Source organism: Streptomyces sp. ID05-26A (assembly GCF_033794685.1).
Lineage (GTDB): Bacteria > Actinomycetota > Actinomycetes > Mycobacteriales > Pseudonocardiaceae > Lentzea.
Genome location: NZ_JARAYZ010000005.1, coordinates 1 through 18,371, shown reverse-complemented (window position 1 = coordinate 18,371; position 18,371 = coordinate 1). Strand labels below are relative to the sequence as shown.

Genomic DNA, 18,371 nt, shown 5'->3' with positions numbered 1-18,371 from the left:
GCCAGTACTCGTCCGGCAGCTTGCCCTCGATGTCCCGCACATGGGTCTTCGAGCACACCTGACACAACCACCGGAGCACCCCACCGGTCCGCTCCGAAGACCAGGCCAGGAACTCCAGGTCAGAAACGGAGGAACGCAGCCGCCCACACCTGTGGCACGCCGCCACCGGGGCAGTTCCGGACCCCGCCGGCACAGCTCCGGACCCCGCCGGGGCAGAACCAGCCCCAACCGCAGCACCAGAGTCCACCGACCCGGATCCAGCCCCCACCGGCGCAGGACCAGACTCCGACCCAGAACCAGACGCGGGCCGAGGGCCAGGCGTCACCGGCGCCGCCCCACGTGCACGGTGTCGGTCTCCAGCAGGAACACGTCCTCACGAGCGCCGACGTACTCCGAGTCGGAGGGATTCAACAGCCGGCGAAGCGCGTCCCGATCGGCCGGGTGCAGGTGAGCGTCGGTGATCTCGGCCAGCCAGGTCAGGCGGTCGACTGCCCAGTCGCGCACCAGCTGTTTGGCCGGGGCCGGGTGGTCGACGACGAAGCTGAAGGCGCTGATCTCGCCGAGGCCCGCGTCGGCCAGGGCCACGTTCCAGCCGACCGGGAGGCGGACCGAGCCGGTCATCTTCTCGCGCATCGACACGAACCACGAGGCGCGGGCCGCCGCCATGCGGTCCTGCAGGCCGGGCGAACCTACGCCGAGGTCCCACGGGAGGAAGCGGGTTTCGAGACCGCCCTCAGCGAGGGCCAGCCAGCCGCCTGGGGCGAGGGCTTCTACCAGGCGTTTCATGCCGCGCAACTGGTCAGGGAGGTGGTGGACGACCCGGGAACCCCAGATGAGTTCCACCGGGCCGGCGAACGAGAGCGGGTCTTCTGCGGCCAGGTCGGCCAGGACCGGTTTCACCGAGACGGCGCCGTCGCCTTCCGCCCGGGCAGCGGCGCAGGCCGCGTCCAGCAGTTCGGGGGTGGCGTCGACCAGGACCAGGACGCCTCCGCCGTGCTCTCGCAGGGCCGAGACGAGGGGCACGCTCATGGAGCCGGCGCCGCAACCCACGTCCATCACCACCGGTGAGTCGGGCAGGGGAGCTACCAGTCTGCGTGCGACCGAGGCCAGTGCCTCCGCCTGCAGCGAGCCGTAGCGCCTCATCGCGTGGAGGCGAGCTGACCAGTCGATTCCGTCGTGAGTGTGGTGCGGCACAAAGGGGACGGTACGGAGGAACGGCCGAGGCCGCCATCCACCTTCTCGTGGATGACGGCCTCAGCTCGTGACTGTCAGAGGTCGAAGCGAGCCGCTCTGCGTCCCGCCCATCGCGACAACCTGCGCCAACGTTGCGCTGACGCGAGGCGGTTCGCCAGGCGTTGCTCTTCAGCGAACCTCTGGGCTTCTTGTATTCGTATTCGCACGAGTTCTTCACTCAGAGACATGTGTGTCAGGCCCTCGTTCAGGTAGGTGGGCATTGCGTTGTGGTTGAGCTGCACGGTGTTCACGCTGCCGACTCCGTCCTGCTGGCCGGAACAACTGCCGCGTCCTTGCGCGGACGGCCACGCGGCCGCTTCCGCGCGATGACGACTCCGCGCTCGAAGATCTCTCCACCCCAGACGCCCCACGGCTCGTGACGAGCGACCGCACCGGCGAGGCACTCGGCGAGGACCGGGCAGGTCCCGCAGAAGGACTTCGCCTTCTCGAGGTCGGCGGGCGCGTCGGCGAACCAGAGGTCGGGGTTGTGGGTGCGGCAGGGGATGTCGAGCCCCTCCGCGAGGTCCGGAAGTGTCTCGCCGGTGAGCGGGACAGTCGCGGTCAACATCAGGTGTTTCTCCTTGTGTGGGGTACTGCAAAAACACGAAAGCCGCGGACTCTGTACGAGTCCGCGGCTTTCGTGAGCCTGGTGGTCCTTCGACCCTCTATGGGGTCGGCAGGAGCCTTCTCACTTGATGCGCGGACAGCGCATTCGTGTAGTTGTGGACGCCATCGATCACCGGCAGCGCGACGATCGGCTGCTCGCTGCGCAGTTCGCTGCCGCCGAGGGCGGTGCCGCGCAGTCCGGTGGCCCGCTCACGAGTCAGCAAGGCAACGGGCTTCAGGGCAGACTGCTGCCACGAAGCCTGAGCGGTTGCGGACGTGCAGAGGCCCTCGGACATGGAGAGGCCGAACGCGCGCGAAGTCATTGAGAGCTTCACAACGGGTCACCTCCTCCATAGAGAGCTCAGCTGCAGAGAGCTAGAGCGATGTAGTAGTAGTTCTTCTTCCCCAGACGGGTCCTCCGGACCCGGCATGAGCAGGTTATGACCCCGTACCTGGGGCTCGCAACCTATTTAACGAAACTTGTCCCGATCAGGTGGCGGAGTACCCGACACCGGCTCGGACCAGGCCCAACACGTCGTCACCGAACTTATCAAGCTTCGAGGCGCCGATGCCCGAGATCGCGACCAACCCGGCCGAATCCGTGGGTCGCTGCTCCGCGATCGCCATCAGCGTCGCGTCGGTGAACACGACGTACGCGGGCACCTTGAGCTCCCGCGCCCGTCCCGCACGCCACCGGCGCAGCGACTCGAGCAGCTCTTCGTCCACATCGGACGGGCAGGACCTGCATCGGCCGAGCTTGACGGCCTGCGCGTCGACCAGCGTCGACGTGCACACCCGGCAGGTCGGCTTCTCCTTCTTCATGAGAGGAGGCCGTTGCGCGCCACCGGATACCCGCGCGGCCGGGTGATTCTCGGGAACGAGGTTGTAGAGGAACCGCGAGCGGCGGCGGTACTTGCGTCCACCGGCGGCACGCGCCAGCGCCCACGACAGCCAGATGTGCTCACGCGCGCGCGTGACACCTACGTATAGAAGGCGGCGTTCTTCTTCGATCTTCGCCTCGTCACCGTCGGCGTACTGGATCGGCATCGTTCCCTCGACCAGCCCGACGAGGAACACGGCGTCCCACTCGAGGCCCTTCGACGCGTGTAGCGACGCCAGGGTCACGCCTTCGACCGTCGGCGGGTGCTGCGCCTCGACGCGCAGGTCCAGCTCGACGCAGAACCGCGGCAGGTCGGCCTCGGGCGTGGCCGCGGCGAACTCCTCGGCGAGCTCGACCAGCGCGAGCAACGACTCCCAGCGTTCCCGCGCGCTGCCACCGGTCGGCGGCTCGTCGGTGAGCCCGACCCGGCCGAGCACCGAACGCACGACCTCGGGCAGGCTCCCGGCCACGTCACCCGACGAACGCAACGTGATCATCGCCTGGCGCACCTCGGCGCGCTCGAAGAAGCGCTCGCCGCCGCGCACCAGGTACGGGATGCCGAGCGACGCGAGCGCCTGCTCGTACACCTCGGACTGCGCGTTCACGCGGTAGAGGATCGCGATCTCGGACGCCGCGACGCCCTCGTCGAGCAGCGTCTTGATGCGGCCGGCGACGGCGTCGGCCTCGCTCGGCTCGTCGTCGAACTCGTGGAACCGCGGCTTCGGCCCGTCCGGCCGCTGCCCGATCAGCTGCAGCCGTGAGCCCGACGGACGGCCACGCGCCCACTTGATCACGTCGTTGGCCAGTTCCACGACCTGCGGGGTCGAGCGGTAGTCGCGCTCGAGGCGCACGACGGCCGCCTCGGGGAACCGGCGCCCGAAGTTGAGCAACGGCTGCGGCGAAGCGCCCGCGAAGGAGTAGATGGTCTGGTTCGCGTCGCCGACCACGGTCAGGTCGTCGCGCGCGCCCAGCCACGAGTCGAGCACGCGCTGCTGCAACGGCGTCACGTCCTGGTACTCGTCCACGACGAAGCAGCGGTAGCGGTCACGGAACTCCTGCGCGACCTCCGCGTTGTCCTCCAGCGCTCCCGCCGTGTAGAGCAGCAGGTCGTCGAAGTCGAGCAGCTGCGCCTCGGTCTTGAGCTGCTCGTAGGTCGTGTAGAGCTTCAGGATCTGCTCGGCGGGCGCCGGGATGTCGCGCGCGGCACGAGCGGCGGCGGCCGGGTAGTCCTCCGGCGTCAGCAGCGACGCCTTCGCCCACTCGATCTCGCTGGTCAGGTCGCGCAGCGCGTCCGTCTCGGTGGGCATCCCCAGCCGGGAGGCGGCGCGGGCGACGACGCGGATCTTCTGGTCGACGAGCTCCCAGCGCGGACCGCCGATGACGCGCGGCCAGAAGTAACGCAGCTGGCGTGAGGCGGCGGCGTGGAAAGTCACGGCCTGTGCGCCGTGCACGTCCAGAGAGCGCAATCGTGTGCGCATCTCCCCTGCGGCGCGTTTGGTGAACGTGACGGCGAGGACCTGCGACGGAGCGACGTGGCCGCGTTGGCACAGGTAGGCGATGCGGTGCGTGATGGTGCGCGTTTTGCCGGTACCCGCACCCGCCAGCACGCACACGGGGCCGCGCGGGGCCTCGACCGCGGCGCGCTGTTCCGGATCAAGACCCTCCAGCAACGCGTCCATGCCCGGCAGTCTCGCAGATGGCCGATGCAACACCGAGACCAGCGCGCCGTATCCTGGGCACATGGCAGGTAAGCAGGACAAGGCGGCGGCGAAGGAAGCGGCGAAGGTTCGCCGCGCGGCTTCACGTGCACGGCGCAAACAGATCTTCGAGGCGTTCAAGATGCAGCGCCGCGAGGACAAGGCGCTGATCCCGATGATGCTGGGCGCGCTCCTCGGCGTCACCGCGATCGCCGTGGTCCTGGGCATCGTCTTCAACGCGGTCTGGATGTTCGTGCCACTGGGCGTCGCGCTCGGCGCGCTCGTGGCCGTGATCATCTTCGGCCGTCGCGTGCAGAGCAACGTCTTCCGGAAGGCGGACGGTCAGCCGGGTGCGGGCGCCTGGGCGCTCGAGAACCTGCGCGGCCGCTGGCGCGTCACCCCCGCCGTGGCGGGCACCACGCAGCTCGACGCCGTGCACCGCGTGCTGGGCCGGCCGGGCGTCGTCCTGGTCGCCGAGGGCGCCCCGCAGCGCGTCAAGCCGCTCCTCGCGCAGGAGAAGAAGCGCATCTCCCGCGTCATCGGCGAGACCCCGATCTACGACTTCATCATCGGCACCGAAGAGGGCCAGGTCCCGCTGAAGAAGCTCCAGTCGAAGCTGATGAAGCTGCCGCGCAACATCACGGCCGCCCAGGTCGACACGCTGGAGACCCGCCTCGCCGCACTGGCGAGCCGTGGCGCCGCGCTGCCCAAGGGCCCGATGCCCGCGGGCGCGAAGATGCGCAACGTCCAGCGCGCCATGCGCCGCCGGGGCTGACCACCACCATCTGACGCCACCTGCTCCCACCAGCAAAGAAGAGGCCCGCCGCACATCTCGTGCGGCGGGCCTCTTCTTTGTGTTCCGGGCGAGCTAGCGGACCTTGATGACCACGGTGCCGGCCGCCTTGTCGTGCAGGCAGCGGCCGTCCGCGTCCCAGACCAGCGCCGGGATCAGCGGGAAGATGAGCACGGTGCGCAGCAGGGCGCGCGGCAGGTGCACGAACGTCTTGCCGTCGATCCGCGCCACCCGCAGGCCGAGCAGCGCGTGTCCCGGGGTGAACCCGAAGAACGCGACAGCGACCGTGGTGATCACGAACCAGGCCAGCAGGCTCCAGTTCTTGGGCAGGTCAGGCTGGGTGAACACAGCCGCCACGCCCGCCGCGAGGAGGAAGTCGACCAGGATGGCGAACGTGCGCCGCCCGATCGAGGCGATGGAGCCGGGCCCCTCCTGGGGGAAGCCGTGCCGCTCGCCACGCCAGCGCTGTTGCGTGCCGTCGTTCGAGTCGTCACCCGGCGACAGCACCGAATTAGGTCCAGACAGCCACGAACCGGTCCACCTGCTCACCCCACCAGAGTAAAGGCGTGCTCAACGGGTGAGCACGGGCAGGTCGCCTTGCCCCCTCGACCGTCCCCGTTAACACTGGCGAAACATCAGAGTGACGGACGGGCAACACCGCCGACATACGGTCGCTCGTGATGACAAGCCGTTGTCCATAGTCAAGGAGTCGACGAGGGTGTTCAAGAATTCCGACGAGGTGCTGAAGTTCATCACCGACGAGGGCGTCAAGTTCGTCGACGTGCGGTTCAGCGACCTGCCGGGCGTGATGCAGCACTTCACACTGCCCGCCAAGGCGTTCGACGCAGACGCGATCGAAGAGGGCCTTGCCTTCGACGGCTCCTCCGTGCGCGGCTTCCAGTCCATCCACGAGTCGGACATGCTGCTGCTGCCCGACCTGTTCACCGCGCGCCTCGACCCGTTCCGGATCGAGAAGACGCTGATCGTGAACTTCTTCGTGCACGACCCGTTCACGCGTGAGGCGTACAGCCGCGACCCGCGCAACATCGCGCGCAAGGCCGAGCAGTACATCACCGACTCGGGCATCGCCGACACCGCGTACTTCGGTGCCGAGGCGGAGTTCTACATCTTCGACTCGGTCCAGTTCGACACGACCGCCAACTCCGCGTTCCACAAGATCGACGCGGTCTCCGGCTGGTGGAACACCGGCCGTGAGGAAGAGGGCGGCAACCTCGGCTACAAGGTCAAGTACAAGGGTGGCTACTTCCCCGTCACCCCGAACGACCACTACGCCGACCTGCGCGACCAGATGGTCCTCAACATGGAGGCCCAGGGCTTCACCGTCGAGCGCGCGCACCACGAGGTGGGCACCGGCGGCCAGGCCGAGATCAACTACAAGTTCAACACGCTGCTGCACGCCGCGGACGACCTGATGCTGTTCAAGTACATCATCAAGAACACCGCGTGGCAGGCCGGCAAGTCCGTCACCTTCATGCCGAAGCCGCTGTTCGGCGACAACGGCTCGGGCATGCACACGCACCAGTCGCTGTGGAAGGACGGCCAGCCGCTGTTCCACGACGAGAGCGGCTACGCGGGCCTGTCCGACACCGCCCGCCACTACATCGGCGGCATCCTGCACCACGCCCCGTCGCTGCTGGCCTTCACCAACCCGACGGTGAACAGCTACCACCGCCTGGTCCCGGGCTACGAGGCCCCGGTCTCGCTGGTCTACTCCCAGCGCAACCGCTCGGCGTGCATCCGCATCCCGATCACGGGCAACAACCCGAAGGCCAAGCGCGTCGAGTTCCGCTGCCCCGACTCCTCGGGCAACCCGTACCTCGCCTTCTCGGCGATGGTCATGGCGGGCCTCGACGGCGTGAAGAACAAGATGGAGCCGCCGGCCCCGATCGACAAGGACCTCTACGAGCTCCCGCCCGAGGAGGCCCGCGACGTCAAGCAGGTCCCGGCCACCCTCGACGCGGTGCTGGACAACCTGGAGGCCGACCACGAGTTCCTGCTCGAGGGCGGCGTGTTCACGCCGGACGTGATCGACACCTGGATCTCGTACAAGCGCTCCGAGGAGATCGACCCGCTGCGTCTGCGCCCGAACCCCTACGAGTTCGCGCTCTACTACGACGTGTGATCGGTTGAGCTGTGCGTTGAAGGCCCGGCGGGAGTTCCCGCCGGGCCTTCGGCCTGTCTAGGTGGCGAGCAGCGTCACGGTGGACGACGACCCGCTGAGCCGCACGTTGGAGACGAAGACGTCGGCGTCACCCCCGGTCGGCAGCCTGATCCGGGCATCCCCCTCGGTGAGGGGCTCGGCGGCCGTGCCCGCGCCCGAAAGCTGCCAGACACCGTCGTCGGTCACGGTCTCGATCAGATCCACCCGGTCCATGTGGAACGCGTTGCCGTCCGCGTAGATGAGCCGAGCCGGTCCCGAATAGCTGAACACCAGTTCTCCCCTGCCGGTTCTCCCTGATGCCTGGAACACGTGCGGGACGGCCGCGGGGTTCACGCGGGGCGCCATGATCCGAAAAGGACCATGCCCGCGCGGGATCACGACGCGAGCTGGGCACGCACCTGCATCAGGGCCTCGCCGAGCAGGTTCAGTCCCAGCCACTGGGCGGGGTCCGACGCGCGCGGGTCGGACGCGACGAGGCCGATGCCCCACACGCGGTCCTGCGGGCTTGCCTCGACCAGCACGCGGGAACCCGTGCCCAGCAAGTAAGAACGCAGCGCCGGGTCCTGGCCGAACTTCGCCAGGTTCCCCTCCACGACGATCTGCAGTCGCGCGGAAACCCAGTCGGGGTCGGAGAAACCCGACACCTCACGGCCCAAAGCCTTGGCCTCGCCGGGCGTGCGGGCTGCCAGCACGCGCTCGGCCACCGCCGAGTCGCCGAAGAGCAAAGCCTTGCGCCACATCATGTAGTGCTCGGCGGAGGCGAACGAGCGGCCTTCCACGACGAACGTGCACGGCCACCACTGCGACAGGCAGCCCTTGCCGACGCTGCCGTCGTGTTCGGGCTGGTGGCCCCAGAAGAAGAGGTACTTCACGGACGAGAGGCTAGGCGATCAGCCGCGCGATTCCTCGCCGTTTTCGTCCGGCTCAGGCATTTCCGGCTCACGCCTCGGCGCGGGTGAGGCCGTCGGCGCGCACCAGGCGTACCCGGTGTGGTCAGAAAATCACTTCGGCAGCGGGATTCCGGTGACCGTGATCGCGGCGCCGGTCGGGGCGAACTGGCCGGAGATCGAGCCGAACGTCAGCGTGAGCGAGTTCACACCGGTGCCGAGCTTCTCGTCGAGCACGACGGTGCCCGAGGTCGTGGTGCCCTGCGTGACGAGGCCGTCCCACTTGCTGCTCGATGCCGCGTAGGTGCGGTTCAGATCGTCCACGACGGCGATGCCGACGACGGGGAGGGTCATCCTGGCCTGGGAGGCGTTCGTGGCCGTCACGAAGAGCTTCACGCGGCTGTTCGCGGCTTCTACGCGGGTGACCTCTATGGTCAGCATGCCGCGCTGTTGCTTGAACGAGCCCGTCGTGACCTTCGTTTCCGCCGACGGCTCTGTCGTTTCCAGTGCGCCATCAGGGGTTTCGACGCCGTTCGACGTAGTCGTCGTGGCGGTGACGTTGGGCTGGGCGGCGGAGTTGTTGCCGCTCAGTGCATATTCGATCACGCCGAGTAGTGCGAGCACCCCGGCAGCCACGCCCGCGATGGCAATCACGGTCTTTCCTCGGCGCGTGACCCTGCGATGCTGCATGACTTCCTCTGCTAGACCCCCGACAACTACAGCTCCCCCGCTGAGCGCGCCCCAGTCTCATCTCGATTGGGTGAAACGTCAATGCGCTAGGGTCCGCGCGTGTCTCAAGATGTCGCCGAATTCACGGCTCCGCAGCTGCTCACCACCCACATCTTCGACTCGGCGCCAGACGCGCTCGAAGCGGTTCAAGCCGCTGACGTGCTCGACCTCGGTGTCCGCGTCTACAACCGGCTCGTGCCCGACGTCGACGACGCGGAAGCATTGGAGGAGGAGTGGGTGGTCGAGGTCTACACCAGCGCTCCCGCGGTGGACCCCGATTCCGACGAGGACTGAACAGTTCAGAAATGGGGGCACGCCGCGAGGAGTGCCCCCAAACCTGAAGAAATACCTGAAGATTTCAGACGGTCAGTACGACTTTTCCTCGTACGTGGCCACCTTCGAGCAGCTTGTGCGCCTTCACGGCCTCTGCCAACGGAAAGGTCTGCTGCACCTCGACGCGCAGCCGGCCATTCGCGACCAGGTCCACCAGCCACTGCGTCTGCCCGGCGTCGGGCCTCGCCCAGGTGTTGACCACACCGTTCTCCAGCGCCCGCGCCCCGTCCACAATGGACGTCATCCGCGCCCGGTCGCGCACCAGCTGCAACGACTGGTCGAACGCGAGCCCGCCCGCGTTGTCCACCACCACGTCGACCTGGCCGTCGCCTCCGACGAGCTCCGCGACCGCGTCGACCAGCGCGTCACCGTAGGCGACCGGTTCGGCCCCGAGCGACCGCACGAACTCGTGGTTGCGCGGCGACGCGGTGCCGATGACCCGTGAAGCGCCCAGCTCACGTGCGATCTGCACCTGGACGTGCCCGACACCGCCGGCGGCCGCGTGCACCAGGACGACGTCGCCGGAACCCGTGCCGACGACCTTCAACGCCTGCAGCGCCGTCAGCCCGACCAGCGGCAACGCGGCCGCGGTCACGAAGTCCACGGTGGACGGTTTGCGCGCGAGCATCCGGACCGGCACCGAGATCAGCTCGGCGTAGGAGCCGAACTGGACGTGGTCCTTGCGCGCGTACGCGAGCACCTCGTCGCCCGGCTTCCACTCGTGCACACCGACGCCGACGGCCCGCACGACCCCGGACACGTCCCACCCCGGGATCACCGGCAGGTGGTGCGGGATCAGCCCCTGCAGGTACCCGGCTCTGACCTTGCCGTCCACCGGGTTCACCCCGGCCGCACGCACCTCCACCAGGACCTGGTCGGGCCCGAGCAGCGGGTCGGGCAGCTCCTGCAACGACATGACCTCGGCGTCGCCGAACCGGTCGTACGCGATGGCTTTCACGGTTTCTCACCGTAGAAGACACGCTCCGCCACCGCACGTGCACGACGAGTGGTCCTGCGGTATTCCTCCAGGAACTCGCCCGGATCGCCGCCGGGCTCGTGGCCCATCACCGACGCGACCGCGACGAGATCGCGCCCGGACGTCGGCAGTTGATCAGAAGCCTTGCCCCGCACCAGCGTCACGGCGTTGCGCGCCTGCGTCGCGAGGTTCCACGCGGCGGTCAGCGAGGCGGCGTCCTCCGCGGCCAGCAGACCGGCGGAGACGGCAGCCTGCATCGCGGCCATTGTGGACGGTGTGCGCAGGCCGGGTACTGCGCCGGAGTGCTGCAGCTGCAACAACTGCACGGTCCACTCGACGTCCGCGAGCCCGCCACGACCGAGCTTGGTGTGCGTGCTCGGGTCGGCACCGCGCGGCAGCCGTTCCGCGTCGACCCGCGCCTTGATCCGCCTGATCTCCCGCACGGACGCCGCGTCCAGGCCGTCGGCCGGATAGCGCAGCGGCTCGATCAACGCCTCGAACTCGGCTCCCAGGGCAGCGTCACCCGCGATGAAACGAGCCCGCAGCAGCGCCTGCTTCTCCCAGATCTCGGCCCACTGCCGGTAGTACGCGCGGTACGACTCCAGCGTCCGCACCAGCGGCCCTTGCCGTCCCTCCGGCCGCAGATCGGCGTCGACCTGCAACGGCGGGTCCTGCGACGGGGCGCCGAGCAACCGCCGGATCTTCTCGACGACGCCGCTCGCCCACTTCACCGCCTCGGAGTCGGACACACCCTCGAACGGCCGGCACACGAACAGCACGTCGGCGTCCGAGCTGTACCCGAGTTCGTGCCCGCCGAGCCTGCCCATGCCGATCACGGACAGCGCGGCCACGGGCTCACCGGACGCCCGCACCGCCGCGTCCAGGGCGCTCTGCAGCACCGAACCCCACACCTCGGACAGCGAGACGCAGACGGTCTCCAACGGCATGAACCCCAGCAGGTCCGCGGCGGCGATCCGCAGCATCTCGTGACGCCGCAACGATCGTGCGGCCGCGATCGCCCGTGCCGCGTCGCCGTACCGGGAAACGGCGCTGCGCAAGGGTTTCCCGATCGAGTGCGGGTCACCGCCAACAAGCGCGTCGGTATCCGCCAGCAGCCGCAACACTTCCGGCGCGCGCACCAGCAGGTCCGGCACCAGCCGCGAGGTGCCCAGCAACACCGCGAGCCGTTGGACGACCGCGCCCTCGTCGCGCAACAGCCTGAGGTACCAGGGGGTTTCGGCGAGCGCCTCGGACACCTTGCGGTACGCGAGCAGCCCGCCGTCCGGGTCGGGTGTGCCGGCGAAGAGGTCGAGCAGCACCGGCAGCAGCGCGCCCTGGATACGGGCCCGCCGCGACATCCCGTGCGTCAACGCCTGGATGTGCCGCAACGCGCCGTCCGGCGACGTGTAGCCCAACGCGGCCAGCCGCGCCACGGCCTCCTTGGTGGTGAGCCGCAACGCCTCGGTCGGCACGCCCGCCACGGACTGCAGCAGCGGCCGGTAGAACAGCTTCTCGTGCAGCCGCCGGACCTGGTTGGCGTGCTTGCGGAACTCCGCGAGCAGCACCTGTCCCTCGGACTTGCGCCCGTCCGCCGCCAGCCCCACCGACCGCGCCAGCCACCGCAACGCCGTCGTGTCGTCGTCGGCCGGGAAGAGGTGCGTGCGCAGTAAACGCTGCAGCTGCAGCCGGTGCTCCAGCGTGCGCAGGAACCGGTACGAACGCCCGAAGTCCGCCGCGTCGTCGCGCCCGACGTACCCGCCCTGGCCCAACGCGGCCAACGCCGCCGTCGTCGCCTGGATGCGCAGGTCCTCATCGGAACGGCCGTGCACGAGTTGCAGCAGTTGCACCGCGAACTCGACGTCGCGCAGACCACCGCGGCCCAGCTTCAGCTCGCGGTCGGCGAGCGGCGTCGGCACGTGGTCCTCGACCCGGCGCCGCATCGCCTGCACGTCCTCGACGAAGTTCTCGCGCTCGGCCGCCGTCCACACGTACGGCCGCACGACGTCGAGGTAGGCCTGCCCGAGCTCGGCGTCCCCGGCGACCGGCCGGGCCTTCAGCAGCGCCTGGAACTCCCAGGTCCGCGCCCACTTCTTGTAGTACGACGCGTGCCCGTCCAACGTCCGGACCAGCGCACCCGCCTTGCCCTCCGGCCGCAGCGCCGCGTCGACCTCGAAGCACGACTGGCCGGCGATCTGCATCAGGGTGCTCGCGAGCCGGGTCGCCACGCCCAGATCACCCTCGGCGACGAACACGACGTCGACGTCGCTCACGTAGTTCAGCTCGTTCGCACCGCACTTGCCCATCGCGATCACCGCGAGCCGGCAGCGGTCCGCGCCGTTGACCTTCTCCGCGGCGAGCTTCAACGACGCCCGTAGCGCGGACACGGCCAAATCGGACAGCTGTGCCGCCACCGTGTCGTACGGGACGAACGGCAACTCGGCCTCGACGACGTGTGCGATGTCGTTCGCGGCAACGAGCAGCAGCTTCGCGCGGTACTCCGTGCGCAGCACATCGCCGTCCGCCAGGTCCATCGACACGTCGACGTCCTCGGTCAGCGAACGCCACCGTTCGGGGTTCGCGACGAGGAAGTCCGACAGGGCGGTGGACGAGCCGAGCACGGCGAGCAGACGCCCGCGCACCACGACGTCCTCGTGCAGCGCGGCCGACAGGGCGTCCCAGTCGGCGACAGCTTGGAGGCGCTCCAAGCCGCGCAACGCGAGGTCCGGGTCGGGGCAGCGGGAGAACGCCGAGAGCACCGGCTCGGAGCCCTCGGTGGGCCTGCGGTCAGCCCACAGGCCGAGCGCGCGCAGCACTTCCTCGCTGCGCGGCTCGGTGAGACCGAATCTTGCTGGTGACGCGTGGCGGACTGGTTCGCTCATCGTGAGCCAACCCTAATGCCGCGACCGGCACCGGCCCTCACACGTCTAGAAGACGATCAGTGAGAGTCCGTAGAGCACCACGGCGACGCACCCGGCGAAGCTCGCGTACGCGGGAGCCTTCTTGTCACCCGACAGCGCGCGGATGCCGACGACGAACAACGTCACGACCAGAACCGTGACCAGCAGCGTGGCGCCGAAGACCTGGAGCAGCGCCTCCCAGTCCACCTTCATGCCGCCACCTTGTGCAGCTCGGCCTGGGCTGCGACCTCGTCGACGATGTGCTCGGGCTTGACCGGCTCGCGCCGCGCCATGATCCAGATGACGGCCGACACGACGATGCCGATGGCGGCGACGCCGATGATGCCGACGGCACCGGTCGAGGCCCACTTGCCCGCGAGAGCGCCGACGATGCCGGCGGCGGGCAGGGTGAGCAGCCAGCCGGCGGCCATCTTGCCCATGGTTCCCCACTTGACGCCACGACGGTCACGGCCGAGGCCGGAGCCCATGATGCCGCCGGACGCGACGTGCGTCGTGGAGAGTGCGAAGCCGAGGTGCGACGACGCGAGGATCGCCGTGGCCGTCGAGGTCTGCGCCGCGAAGCCCTGTGCGGGCTCGATGGTCGTCAGGCCGCGGCCCAGCGTGTGCGTGATGCGCCAGCCGCCGAGGTACGTGCCCGCCGCGATCGCGAGACCGGCGCTGACGATCACCCAGGTGGGCGGGCCGGAGCCGGGGGCGAGCGAGCCGGACGTGATCAGCGCGAGCGTGATGATGCCCATGGTCTTCTGCGCGTCGTTCGTGCCGTGCGCGAGGGAGACCAGCGACGCGGACGCGACCTGGCCGACCTTGAAGCCGGTGTGCGCGACGCGCGGGTCCGCGGCCTTCTTGAGCCGGTACACGATGATCGTGGCGATGGCCGCGACCAGGCCTGCGACGAGTGGCGCCACGACCGCGGGCACCAGGACCTTGTCGACGACCTTGGCGAAGTGGATGGCGTCCACACCGGACGAGACCCAGGCCGCGCCGATCAGACCGCCGAACAACGCGTGCGACGAGCTCGACGGCAGCCCGGCGTACCAGGTGACGAGGTTCCACATGATCGCGCCGACCAGCCCGCCGAAGATGATGGCGGGCGTGATCTGGGCGTCGTCGACGATGCCGCCGGAGATGGTCTTGGCGACCTCGACCGACAGGAACGCGCCGACGAGGTTGAGCACCGCCGACAGCGCTACCGCCGTTCTGGGCTTCAAAGCACCCGTGGCGATGGAGGTGGCCATGGCGTTGGCCGTGTCGTGGAACCCGTTGGTGAAGTCGAAGATGAGAGCAGTGATGACGACGATGATCACTACAAGAGCGGGATCCACAGTGATCCTCCGGCTGGATCGAACAAGCTGTCCAGGAGATTACGGTACCGCCAACGGAGGATGTCTTAAAACCTACGAAAGTAACGTCACACCAACGGAAGTTGTGTGCCCGAACCGAGTGCGGGCAACAGTTCTCCCCGAACGAGTTTCGCGAATCGGGCGACGAACGGCTGCCACACCTCCTCGAAGTCGCGGTGCGACTCTTCGAGGAACTCCTGGTCGAAGTGGTGAGCCCGCGCACAGGACGCCGAATCGGGATCCTTGGCCGCCCAGTTCAAGACGATTTCCGGGGTCGTCTCGATGTGGAACTGCAGGCCGTAAGCGCTCTCGCCCACCCGAAACGCCTGATTCGGATATTTCGGGGACGCCGCGAGCTGCTCCGCGCCGGGTGGCAGCAGGTGCACCTCGTCGTTGTGGAACTGCAGCACGTCGGGCGTGAACGGCAGGTCGGCGAACAACGGGTCGTTCGCGGCGGCGTCTCGTTTCGCCACCAGCAGCACACCGACCTCCGGCCCCTGCGGGCCCTTGCGGACCTGGCCACCGGTGGCGGCCGCGAGCAGCTGCGCGCCGAGGCAGATCGCCAGGGTGGGCAGCCGCTTCGACACGGCGCTCGACAGCAACCGGCGGGCGTCCGCGAGCCAGGGGTGGTCGAGGTCGTCGAGCGCGCCCATCTCGCCGCCGAGGCAGATGACGCCCTGGTAACCGTCGAGGCTCTCCGGCGCGGGCTCGCTCTTCAACTGCACGAGATCGAGCTCGATGCCCTCGGCTTCGAGCCAGCCGCCGAGCTTGGCCAGCGGGTCCGACTCGGAGGGCTGCAGAACGAGCAGGCGTGGTGCGTTCACGCACTTGAGCCTAGGTGGGTTCCGGTCAGCAGTGACACGCGACCTTCGATACGCCCGGCCCGGCGACCTGATCCGACTCGACCGGATAGCCCGCCTCCCGCCAGGCCGTGATGCCTCCGGACAGCCGCTTCACCCGGTAGCCGCGTTCGGCGAGCGCGAGTGCCCCTTTGGTCGCCGCGTTGCACTGGAAGCTCTCGCAGTAGCAGACGTAGACCAGGTCCGGGTCGAGGTCGAGGACGGCCGGCAGATCGCGGTAGGGCAGGTTGATCGCACCGGGGATGCGGGCCTGCGCAAACGCTTCCGGGGCCCGCGTCTCCACGAGGACGTACCCGCGGGTGTCGCCGTCGAGCAGGTCGCGGTGCACGTCGTCGGGGTCGGCCTCGAACGCGAGCTCGGCGGCGAAGTGGGCAGCCGCGGCGGACGGGTCGGCGGCGGGGAAGCGCAGTGCGTTCGTCATGCCGTTGATCCTGCTGGGACAGTGCCGTTCCGGACATGAGGAACTCCAGGCGTCCAAGTCGATCTGCTTATGATTTCCAGGTGGAACTCGACGCCGTGGACTGGAAGATCCTGTCGCTGCTGCAGCAGGACGGGCGGATGTCGTTCACCGCGCTCGGCCGCGAGGTGTCGCTGTCCGCGCCGGCCGTCACCGAACGGGTCCGGCGGCTGGAGTCGCTGGGTGTGATCACCGGCTTCACCGCCGTGGTGTCGCCTTCGCGGCTGGGCCTGCCGATCGAGTCGATCGTGCGCGTGCGAGTGCGATCGCTCGACACACCCCGGTTCCGCACGCAGGTGCTGGTGCTGCCTCAGGTTCTCGATGCCGACCACGTGACCGGTGACGACTGCTGGCTGTTGCGGGTCGTCTGCCGGTCGATGGCCGAACTCGAGGAGCTCGTCGAGGTGATGCAGCGGTACGGCGACACGACGACGTCGCTCGTGTTCTCCTCGCACGTCCGGAACCGGCCGCTGGCACCCGAGCTGTTCGCTTAGTCCCAGCGGTACTCGGACCAGTCGGAGAACGCCCGGAAGCCGATGCCCTGGTAGACGGAGTTCGCCGTCGGGTTGGCCACGTCCGCCGCGAGGACGACGTGGCCGGCACCTTCTCCGTACGCCCATTGGCTGACCGCCGCGGTGACGGCTGCCGCGTAACCGTGCCTGCGGTGCTCGGGCGGGGTGTAGACCGGGCCGACCCTGGACACGCCGCAGAGGGGCGTGGTGCTCGCCGCCCAGGAGACCGGGACGCCGTCGACCAGCCACAGGACGTGGCCCGCGGACATCCACCTGCTGTCCCGCATCCGTTTCTCGGCCTCGTCGCGGGGGAGGCCGTCCAGTTCCCCCACGAACTGGACCCACCACTCCGTGACCAGTTCGTCGTCGGCTGGGGTCGCGGGCCTCGGCTCGCCGGGGACGTCCGGCACCACCAGGTCCTCCAGCCGGTACAGGCGCAGGGAGTAGGTCTCGCGGCCGCCCGTGCGCCAGGCCGTGCGGAAGGCCTCGACCCGGTCGCGGCTCCCCGTCACCTCGTTGATGTCCTCACCGCGCAGGACCTCGGCCACCGCCGGTCCCGCGACCGCCGGCATCGCGGCGACGTGCAGTGGGCGACCCTCCATCCTCGTCACCGCGCCGACGACGGTTCCGTTGTCGTGCAACGAGATCAACGTGACCGCCGGCCTCTTGCCCGCCAACGCGGCGTCGAGACCGGTGAGGTGCACGCTGTGGTTCACCGGGTCGGCGTCGAGGAAGTTCCCCGCCACGGCGAGGAAATCCCTGATGTCGTTGTGGCTCAGTGCTTCCACCAGAACTCCGCCCAGTCGTCGAGTGGTTCGTAGCCGATGCGTTGGTAGATCGAGTTCGAGGTCGGGTTGGTCAGGTCCGCGAAGAGGAGGACCTCGGTGGCGCCCTGGTCCAGGGCCCACTGGGTGGCGATCGCACTGACCGCGGCGCCGTAACCGTGCCTGCGGTGCTCGGGTGGGGTGTAGACCGGGCCGATCCTCGTCATGCCGGCCTGCGGGAGGCTCGCGACGGCCCAGGCGACCGGCGTGTCGTCGATCACCCAGAGAGCGTGGCCCTGGCCGAGGCGCAGCGAAGTGCGCAAAGCTTCGGTCGCCGGTGCGGCCGGTGCTTCGGGTACGGCCTCGCTGAGGAAGGCCTCGCGCCAGGCCGCGAGGAGTTCCACGTCGTCTTCGGTGGCCATGCGGCTCGTGCCGTCGATCGACGGTGGGGCGAGCGCGGTCAGCCTGTACTGCCTGGTGGCCAGGGATTCCTTGTAGTTCTTGCCCGTCGCTGTGGCGAAGGCCTCAGACCTCTCCCGCGGACCGGTGACGCCGGGAGCGTCCGGATCGACCTTGGCGGCGACATCGACCGCGAGCTCCACCGCGGCGAGCGGGAGATCCGCTGCCTGGTACGGCCACGGTGGCGTGCGGACCAGGGAGCCGATCACTTCGCCGTTGTCGTGGAACGTGATCAGGATCGGCGGTTCCTCGGTGGCCGGCGAGCGGCGGATGCGGTCCAGGGAGGTGAGCGCGACCGTGTTCCGCACCGGATCGGCCGCCAGCCGATCGTGGGTGGCTGCGTCGAACGATTCCAGCGTGACGTGCACGACTGCGTCCATGGACCCATCAGATCAGAGCGCGCAAGCGGGAATCCAGGGCACGCAAAAAACCCCCGAGGGGAGCACCTGAGTGCTCGACCCTCGAGGGTCTTCTGGAAAGAATGTTCGGCGACGACCTACTCTCCCACACCGTAACCAGTGCAGTACCATCGGCGCAGAAGGGCTTAACTACCGGGTTCGGAATGGGACCGGGTGTTTCCCCAACGCTATGATCACCGAAACTCTATGGAATTTTACCTGCGGCGATCGGTTGCCGCTCGGTTCTTCCAGAACCGCACAGTGGATGCGTAGCGTCTTTGTAACAAGTCCTCGGCCTATTAGTACCAGTCAGCTCCAACCGTTACCGGTCTTCCACCTCTGGCCTA

At 68.7% G+C, this 18,371-nt stretch carries 20 protein-coding genes and 1 rRNA gene; 4 read left to right on the top strand and 17 right to left on the bottom strand.

Features of this window, described 5'->3' with window-relative positions; translation table 11 throughout:
* Positions 1-321 precede the first annotated feature (321 nt).
* The 4 genes from PV646_RS34650 to PV646_RS34635 all read right to left on the bottom strand — a co-directional run bounded on the left by PV646_RS34650 (position 322) and on the right by PV646_RS34635 (position 4,398).
* Complete coding sequence (locus PV646_RS34650) at positions 322-1,143, bottom strand: class I SAM-dependent methyltransferase (RefSeq protein ID WP_500346538.1); 822 nt, start codon at positions 1,141-1,143, stop codon at positions 322-324.
* Positions 1,144-1,480: 337 nt separating this feature from the next.
* Entirely contained in the window at positions 1,481-1,801 is a 321-nt protein-coding gene (locus tag PV646_RS34645; RefSeq protein ID WP_189160471.1) for a WhiB family transcriptional regulator, read from the bottom strand.
* 97 nt (positions 1,802-1,898) lie between these two features.
* Positions 1,899-2,174 (bottom strand): hypothetical protein, encoded by a 276-nt coding sequence (locus PV646_RS34640; RefSeq protein ID WP_500346537.1) that lies wholly within the window; start codon positions 2,172-2,174, stop codon positions 1,899-1,901.
* A gap of 154 nt (positions 2,175-2,328) precedes the next feature.
* A complete protein-coding gene (locus PV646_RS34635; RefSeq protein WP_500346536.1) occupies positions 2,329-4,398 on the bottom strand; it encodes an ATP-dependent DNA helicase UvrD2 in 2,070 nt (689 codons plus the stop codon).
* Between the two features lie 61 nt (positions 4,399-4,459).
* On the opposite strand from PV646_RS34635, the gene PV646_RS34630 reads away from it, so the two are divergent.
* Positions 4,460-5,191: a DUF4191 domain-containing protein gene (locus PV646_RS34630; protein WP_500346535.1), complete on the top strand. Its 732-nt coding sequence runs from the start codon at positions 4,460-4,462 to the stop codon at positions 5,189-5,191.
* A 93-nt stretch (positions 5,192-5,284) separates the two neighbouring features.
* On the opposite strand, the gene PV646_RS34625 is transcribed toward PV646_RS34630, so the two are convergent.
* Positions 5,285-5,716 carry an RDD family protein gene (locus PV646_RS34625; RefSeq protein WP_500346534.1) on the bottom strand — a complete coding sequence of 144 codons (432 nt, stop codon included), beginning with the start codon at positions 5,714-5,716 and terminating at the stop codon, positions 5,285-5,287.
* A 211-nt stretch (positions 5,717-5,927) separates the two neighbouring features.
* Here PV646_RS34625 and glnA point away from each other — a divergent pair, with 211 nt between their 5' ends.
* Positions 5,928-7,352 carry a type I glutamate--ammonia ligase gene (glnA, locus tag PV646_RS34620; RefSeq protein ID WP_500346533.1) on the top strand — a complete coding sequence of 475 codons (1,425 nt, stop codon included), beginning with the start codon at positions 5,928-5,930 and terminating at the stop codon, positions 7,350-7,352.
* Between the two features lie 57 nt (positions 7,353-7,409).
* Here glnA and PV646_RS34615 read toward each other — a convergent pair whose 3' ends face one another.
* The 3 genes from PV646_RS34615 to PV646_RS34605 form a co-directional block, all read right to left on the bottom strand.
* Positions 7,410-7,736, bottom strand: a complete 327-nt coding sequence (locus tag PV646_RS34615) for a hypothetical protein (RefSeq protein ID WP_500346532.1) — start codon at positions 7,734-7,736, stop codon at positions 7,410-7,412.
* 29 nt (positions 7,737-7,765) lie between these two features.
* Positions 7,766-8,263 carry a riboflavin biosynthesis intermediates N-glycosidase gene (ybiA, locus tag PV646_RS34610; protein WP_500346531.1) on the bottom strand — a complete coding sequence of 166 codons (498 nt, stop codon included), beginning with the start codon at positions 8,261-8,263 and terminating at the stop codon, positions 7,766-7,768.
* A gap of 129 nt (positions 8,264-8,392) precedes the next feature.
* A complete protein-coding gene (locus PV646_RS34605; RefSeq protein WP_500346530.1) occupies positions 8,393-8,932 on the bottom strand; it encodes a hypothetical protein in 540 nt (179 codons plus the stop codon).
* A 135-nt stretch (positions 8,933-9,067) separates the two neighbouring features.
* Between PV646_RS34605 and PV646_RS34600 the strand changes: the two genes are divergently transcribed.
* Positions 9,068-9,301, top strand: coding sequence for a hypothetical protein (locus PV646_RS34600; protein WP_500346529.1), 234 nt, complete (start codon positions 9,068-9,070; stop codon positions 9,299-9,301).
* Between the two features lie 64 nt (positions 9,302-9,365).
* Here the strand turns inward: PV646_RS34600 and PV646_RS34595 are convergent, their stop codons facing one another.
* The 6 genes from PV646_RS34595 to PV646_RS34570 form a co-directional block, all read right to left on the bottom strand.
* A complete protein-coding gene (locus tag PV646_RS34595) occupies positions 9,366-10,298 on the bottom strand; it encodes an NADP-dependent oxidoreductase (RefSeq protein WP_500346528.1) in 933 nt (310 codons plus the stop codon).
* Positions 10,295-13,195 (bottom strand): bifunctional [glutamine synthetase] adenylyltransferase/[glutamine synthetase]-adenylyl-L-tyrosine phosphorylase, encoded by a 2,901-nt coding sequence (locus PV646_RS34590; protein ID WP_500346527.1) that lies wholly within the window; start codon positions 13,193-13,195, stop codon positions 10,295-10,297. The genes PV646_RS34595 and PV646_RS34590 overlap by 4 nt, the downstream gene beginning before the upstream one ends.
* Before the next feature lie 45 nt (positions 13,196-13,240).
* Entirely contained in the window at positions 13,241-13,426 is a 186-nt protein-coding gene (locus tag PV646_RS34585) for a hypothetical protein (protein WP_500346526.1), read from the bottom strand.
* The gene (locus PV646_RS34580; RefSeq protein ID WP_500346525.1) at positions 13,423-14,556 is read right to left on the bottom strand and encodes an inorganic phosphate transporter; all 1,134 of its coding nucleotides are present in this window, start codon (positions 14,554-14,556) and stop codon (positions 13,423-13,425) included. The genes PV646_RS34585 and PV646_RS34580 overlap by 4 nt, the downstream gene beginning before the upstream one ends.
* A gap of 86 nt (positions 14,557-14,642) precedes the next feature.
* Entirely contained in the window at positions 14,643-15,398 is a 756-nt protein-coding gene (locus tag PV646_RS34575; RefSeq protein ID WP_500346524.1) for a type 1 glutamine amidotransferase, read from the bottom strand.
* A 25-nt stretch (positions 15,399-15,423) separates the two neighbouring features.
* A complete protein-coding gene (locus tag PV646_RS34570; RefSeq protein ID WP_500346523.1) occupies positions 15,424-15,855 on the bottom strand; it encodes a rhodanese-like domain-containing protein in 432 nt (143 codons plus the stop codon).
* Positions 15,856-15,935: 80 nt separating this feature from the next.
* On the opposite strand from PV646_RS34570, the gene PV646_RS34565 reads away from it, so the two are divergent.
* Positions 15,936-16,385, top strand: a complete 450-nt coding sequence (locus PV646_RS34565) for an Lrp/AsnC family transcriptional regulator (protein WP_500346522.1) — start codon at positions 15,936-15,938, stop codon at positions 16,383-16,385.
* Here PV646_RS34565 and PV646_RS34560 read toward each other — a convergent pair.
* From PV646_RS34560 to rrf, 3 genes are all read right to left on the bottom strand, one after another.
* Positions 16,382-17,191, bottom strand: coding sequence for a GNAT family N-acetyltransferase (locus tag PV646_RS34560; RefSeq protein WP_500346521.1), 810 nt, complete (start codon positions 17,189-17,191; stop codon positions 16,382-16,384). The two genes, PV646_RS34565 and PV646_RS34560, sit on opposite strands and share 4 nt — an antisense overlap.
* A complete protein-coding gene (locus tag PV646_RS34555) occupies positions 17,179-18,006 on the bottom strand; it encodes a GNAT family N-acetyltransferase (protein ID WP_500346520.1) in 828 nt (275 codons plus the stop codon). The genes PV646_RS34560 and PV646_RS34555 overlap by 13 nt, the downstream gene beginning before the upstream one ends.
* A gap of 103 nt (positions 18,007-18,109) precedes the next feature.
* Positions 18,110-18,226, bottom strand: a 5S ribosomal RNA gene (gene rrf / locus PV646_RS34550).
* Between the last annotated feature and the right edge of the window lie 145 nt (positions 18,227-18,371).